At 51.4% G+C, this 5444-nt stretch carries 4 protein-coding genes; all 4 read right to left on the reverse strand.

From position 1 onward, the window contains the following. Positions 1-150: 150 nt before the first annotated feature. The 4 genes from GWG54_RS20280 to GWG54_RS20295 all read right to left on the reverse strand — a co-directional run bounded on the left by GWG54_RS20280 (position 151) and on the right by GWG54_RS20295 (position 5125). A complete protein-coding gene (locus GWG54_RS20280; RefSeq protein WP_167939449.1) occupies positions 151-1440 on the reverse strand; it encodes an orc1/cdc6 family replication initiation protein in 1290 nt (429 codons plus the stop codon). 737 nt (positions 1441-2177) lie between these two features. Further along, on the reverse strand, positions 2178-2633 hold the full coding sequence (locus tag GWG54_RS20285; protein ID WP_167939446.1) for a type II toxin-antitoxin system VapC family toxin: 456 nt from the start codon (positions 2631-2633) through the stop codon (positions 2178-2180). Beyond that, on the reverse strand, positions 2630-2992 hold the full coding sequence (locus GWG54_RS20290) for a helix-turn-helix domain-containing protein (protein WP_167939447.1): 363 nt from the start codon (positions 2990-2992) through the stop codon (positions 2630-2632). Before GWG54_RS20290 ends, GWG54_RS20285 begins: the two co-directional genes overlap by 4 nt. A gap of 168 nt (positions 2993-3160) precedes the next feature. Then, positions 3161-5125, reverse strand: a complete 1965-nt coding sequence (locus tag GWG54_RS20295; RefSeq protein WP_167939448.1) for an archaea-specific SMC-related protein — start codon at positions 5123-5125, stop codon at positions 3161-3163. Between the last annotated feature and the right edge of the window lie 319 nt (positions 5126-5444).

The raw sequence follows: 5444 nt of genomic DNA on the forward strand, positions 1-5444 counted from the left end.
CGGTCGGTCTCTTGCGCCCCATGCTTGGTTTACGCCCTCATGGAGTAGCAGCGTTTCCATCGAGTCAACACGGCAGAATGAAGAACGCGAGTACTTACACATCGAACACGGGGGGTGTGTTCGGGAACGGCCTGCCTGACTGATACAAATTCATTGGTTATGAAATTCCCTCAGCTGGGAGTTGACAACGGTCTGTAGGAGTACTTCTTGATTGGCTATTGGCTCTAATCGAGTGTTGTCAACAATTCTCTTCATCATCGCTTCAGGATCTCCCGTGAAAGTAAACTCCATATACATTCCGCCACCCCGTCCTCGACTTTTTCGTGAGCTCGAAATAAGTCCATACGTAGAGAGCTCTTTCACGTACTTTACGTAGGTCTCGCGTGTCATTTGGTCAGCATCCAGCTCATCAGTGATCCACCGATAAACATTGAATCCGACTGGACTTGGTACAGAACTTCGTGACCGATTCGAGTGACAGGCGACTGCAGCAGTCGCGTACAGTGAGATCTTCTTCTGAGTCGTCAACCCCTCTACAAGCTTCAATGAACGATCTTTATCGATTTCTTCCTGGGACTCACGTACGTGTCTCTCGGTAACTTTTTCGTCACCCCATTCATCTGCGAGATCGCCGGCACCACGGAACAGATCAATAGCTTTCCGAGCGTCTCCGTGGCTCTGTGCTGCAAATGCCGCCACAAGCGGGATCACATCACTCGTGAGTGCATCTTGCCGAAATGCATCACGACGATTCTCGAGAATTTCGCGCAACTGCGTGGCATCGTAATCTGGAAAGTAGACGTCCCGAGGATTAAATGAGCTCTCGGCACGGCCGTCGATATCCTCCATGAACTTTGGGTCGTTCGTCAGCGCTGCAACCGACACACGGCCTTCAATCTCATTCGTGTTACTTGCTCGTGACAACTGGTAGAGTAGTTTTGAGTAAGCGGGCTCGTCGTTTGCCCGTCGACCAACCAGCAGATCGATTTCATCGAGAATAAAAATGACCGAATCATAATGTTCGTTGATGAGTTTATATAGACGTCGGTACTTGCGCTTCGTTGAGACACCCGTTTCTGGAACCCCGATTTCCGCATTGACGTCTTTCGCAACAGTCTGAACGAGTTCGTAAACTGCTTGATCGAGGGTATTGATTGGCTGACAGTTGATATTAATCACACCGAAGCGCTCGCCTTTCGATTGGCAGAGTTCGATGATCTGTTGTGTAACAGCCCCGATGATGAGTGATTTTCCTGTTCCAGCAGGACCATATAACAACATATTCGGGGGGCGATTTCCCTGCAGGGTCGGCTTCAGAAATGAGACAACGGACTTGAGCTGATCGTCACGACCAACTATTCGCTCCTCGTCAATGATGGTGTCTGGCTCGACGAGATCCCGATTGACGAAAACTGATGCCTCTTCATCGTCATCGAGCATATCCCGAATCGACTGTTGAGAGCTGTCTTCATTAGACACCTCATTCTGATTTTGGACCGTATCTGCGACAGTGTTCTTCCGAGCGGCTTCTATTTGATCTGCGTTGGCTTCAGAGTGAGTATCTTCACTAAGAGTAGATTGGTTTATTTCATTCTGATCACTATTGGGCATACGGTCCCTGTACGCTGGAGCATCAAAAAGATAACCCCCGTCGATGTTTATCCGGGGCGTACAGGGAGTATATCGCTTGTACAACTCAGTTCTCTGCTTTCTACGACTGAACCACCTCCGAAGTATATCGGAGAGAGGCCCCCCGTTATCGATGTGTAAAGATGGAAATTGCCGAAACCGAGTACCTGCTTTACAATGTCGTTCTGTCACCCCCCGTTATCGAGGTGTAAGCCATGCGTCTGACACCCCGACGTCGAAGTGTAAACTCAGGGTCTCACTTCCCCTCCCCCCCGTCATCGATGTGAAAATAGTCCTTGTTTTCGGTCCTTTTTTGCACAGCAATTCGTAAATTGAAGGCCGGACTCGAGCGTGGCTTCGCGACTCCCTGAAATCGTCTCAAACAGCCATACAGCGGCCCGTTACGAATCCAATTATGATTGGACCTGCTTATCTGTCACTATCGACGAAATTACTTGTAAAATGGTGTGCCTGGACGTTGTTTCGAGAAATCTATCTGCTTGATAGACACATAACGTAGAGCCAGGATAGATCCTCTCTCCGCTAGTTTACTCGTGGATCTCAGGGGTGTCTCCGGGAACAATTGTAAAACCGAGCGTTCGGAAATCAGAATCAAACGCAAAGAGGTGTTCTATGTCGTACTCATCAGCGAGAACGGCGCTCGAGTGATCAACAAACGAAATCTGTTGGTCATCATAGCGAGCGAATTCTTTGCAGGTTCGATCGAAGGCACCAGCATCAACTGGTAGAACAGTAAAACTCTCTGACTCCCGAATAGCGCTCAGTGCATGAACGGCGTCACCGTGACCAACCCATCGGAGCAAGAGGGTAGCAAGCTCCGAGAGAACATAGCGACTGGTATAGAGTGGCCGGTACGTGTATTTTCCCGACCGTATTCCATCGAACAACTCAACGGCTTGTTCGTGGTTTTCGTCATCAGGCTTGAATCGAGCATAAAACGCACCAGTATCGATGAACAGGGCTGTCGCATCAGGGCTACTCATTCGTCGCTCTCTGGTTCACCATAGAGATACTCGTCCACATTCGACGAAACATCTGTTGGCCCGCCTGCGGCTACGGGCTCGGCGTCCCAAAATGGATCATCGGGATTGATTTCCTGCTTTTCGGTAGGCTCATCTGGAAGCCACCATACTACGGACCGACCACCTACCTTTTTTCGGCGGACATCCCCACGCTCATGGAGCGTATTGAGTTTGTTGAGGATCGCTCTGTTCGAGATACCCAACTCCGTACTGAGTTCTGTCGCAGTCATGGGCTCACTGGTCCGCCGGAGAATTCCGAGGATGTCCTCGAGCGTGACCTGTGTCACAAATTTCCCGCGATCGTCACGTTCATTGCTCATGTCTCAGGATACGTCACCAATCCTCTTAAGCCCTATTCACTCGTGTGAAACGGGACTCAGCAACTCCGGTTCACACGTATGAATCGGCAGAGCTGATTGGCGCCCGAGAGCGTTCTAGCATCGTCTGAGAGAACACTCGGATAGAAGACAGAGAACAATAGGGGATAATTAAATTTCAGTTACTGTCGCGTGCTCTTCCTCGAGTGCTTGTGCGTCCTCCTCGAGTAGCGCAACGGTAAGATACGGCGCGTACGACTCGAAGTACTCCACAACGGTTGCGATACGCTCAGAATCAATCGCCTCGAGCGAATCGAGCAGCATGAACGGAACCGTCTCGTAGACGTCGTGAACAAGATATCCTGCAAGCGCAAAGACGAGTCCCGTAACCTCGCGTTCGCTCTCGCTAAGATGGTTGATCGAGTCTTCGTAGGCTGCTCCCTCCTCAGTACTACGAACGATCTTCAGATCGAACGACGATTTCGTCACCTTGCGTCGACCCTCACGAACGTCGCGTGTTGTCTGATCGATCCAGATCCGCTCGAGATTACTGTACTCGAGAATCTCCAACAGACTCTCCATGTGCTCGTTGAACTCTTCGACCGCACTGTCTTCGATTTGATCGATACGGGTTCGAAGATCGGCTAACTCTTCGGTTGTCTTCTCACGCCGATCTTGAAGCCCTTCGCGGTCATCGAGCCGTTCCTCGATTGATGCGATTTTGTCTTCGACATCATCGCGCTTGCTTTCCTTTCGTTCGATCTCGAACTCGAGCTGGTTGACTTCGCGGTGTTGCTCGAGAATATCCCCGGAGTCATCGGTTTCGGGATCGTCAATCTCGCTTTCGAGTTCAGTGATTTCCTCTGTGAAGGCTTCCCGATCGTCCGTAAGATCCGCGATGCGGTCACGTCGGCGCTCGATTTCCTCGTCAATCGACTCGAGACGGCGATTGGCTCGTTGATACTCGGAGCGATTCTCTTCGATTTCGTTGCGCGTCGCTCGTTTCTCCTCGAGTTCGTCGTTAATCTCAGAACGCTCGCTGAGTCGATCCTCGTATACAGCCTGGAGCTGTTCGATCGTGGATTCGATCTGGTCGGTGGCGACTGACGAGCCACACGTCCAACACGTGACGGTCTCCGAATCGGCATCGGAGAGGAGCTGGTCGGTGACTGGACCGTTATTGTCGTCCGCCTCGCCACCAAGGAATTCTCCAGGATCCTCTAGCAGCTGTTCGTTGAACTGAATCGTCCGTTGAAGCTGCGAAATTTCCTCGTTGAGTTCGTCCTTCTCGGCTTGGAGGGTATCGATTTCAGCTTCGAGACGACCGAGATTCGCTTCTCCCCCTGCCTGCAGCTCTTCGAGGTTGGCTTCGACGTCGTCGTGCTCGTCTTCGAGTGCCTCGATACTCTCGCGTTCGGTCTCGATCCGGTTGCGAACTCGTTCGAGTTCTGAACGCGTATCCCGAAGTTCATCGAGTTTCTCCTCGAATTCGGATTGTTCCTCACGCCGGGTTTCGACGTCAGTATTCGCGGCCTCGAGCTCTTCTTCGGCAGTTTCGAGTTCGTCACGGAGCTCGTCGATCTCGTTGATTAATCGCGTTCGCTTGGCCTCGAGATCGGGGAGCTGATTCTCGAGGTTATCGAGTTCGTCGAGTTCATTGTCGATCTGGGTTTTCCGCTGCTCGAGTTGTTGGATTTCAGCTTTGATCGCATCGGTATCGACCGGTCGCATGATCAGATCGCGTAGGTCGTCACCGCGAGCAACGGCCTGGCGAGCTTCGTTTGACTCGAGCAGGAACGCAAAGAGATCCGCGACCTCCGAATCATCGAGATACGGATCGCCCTCAGTAACGATCGTGCCGTTCCGTCGGTGAAGCGTCTGCTGGTAGGTTTCTTCACCGAACTCGAGAACAGCTTGTCCTTCTTTGCTATCCGCTTTAAGGCTCGCTTGATCGCTGCCGAGTGCCGCCATGATTCCCTGAAGCAGCGATGTCCGATTTGTTGCGTTACGACCGGAAAGAACGGTAACTCCCTGTTCGAACGACACCTCTGTTTCGTCGATGCCACCGATATTCCTCACAGAGAGGATTGCTTGCTCGGGCGGAGATTGTTCCGTAGCGTGTTGGCTCGTTCCCATAGGTGTAGACAGTTGATCCGGAGGTAGATATTTAGTGGTTAGCCAGCAATATGCTACATATCGACGTTTCTCTGTGATTTGGGGGCGTATTTTGCAGTAGACCTGCATCTGTTTTGGATCAGAACCCGTCGAATATTCTCGACAGCTGGTAAGTTAACCAACAAGGCTAAGAAAAATCCCGACGTTGGTTAATCAATACCGCTCTTACGCAAAGCTACGGAAAAGTCAGTGCATCCCGCCGACGTATGGCGGATATGTCTCACACCCAGCCAGCCTTCGGCGGGATGCTTCGGAACTTAATCGATGACGGTATCTTAGA

The sequence above is a fragment of the Natronococcus sp. JC468 genome, assembly GCF_012163165.1.
GTDB lineage: Archaea > Halobacteriota > Halobacteria > Halobacteriales > Natrialbaceae > Natronococcus > Natronococcus jeotgali.

Bases quoted from the DNA above. Each gene is read 5' to 3' on its own strand.
- GWG54_RS20280 (WP_167939449.1), bottom strand. From the start codon at position 1,440: ATGCTCGATGACGATGAAGAGGCATCAGTTTTCGTCAATCGGGATCTC.
- GWG54_RS20285 (WP_167939446.1), bottom strand. From the start codon at position 2,633: ATGAGTAGCCCTGATGCGACAGCCCTGTTCATCGATACTGGTGCGTTT.
- GWG54_RS20290 (WP_167939447.1), bottom strand. From the start codon at position 2,992: ATGAGCAATGAACGTGACGATCGCGGGAAATTTGTGACACAGGTCACG.
- GWG54_RS20295 (WP_167939448.1), bottom strand. From the start codon at position 5,125: ATGGGAACGAGCCAACACGCTACGGAACAATCTCCGCCCGAGCAAGCA.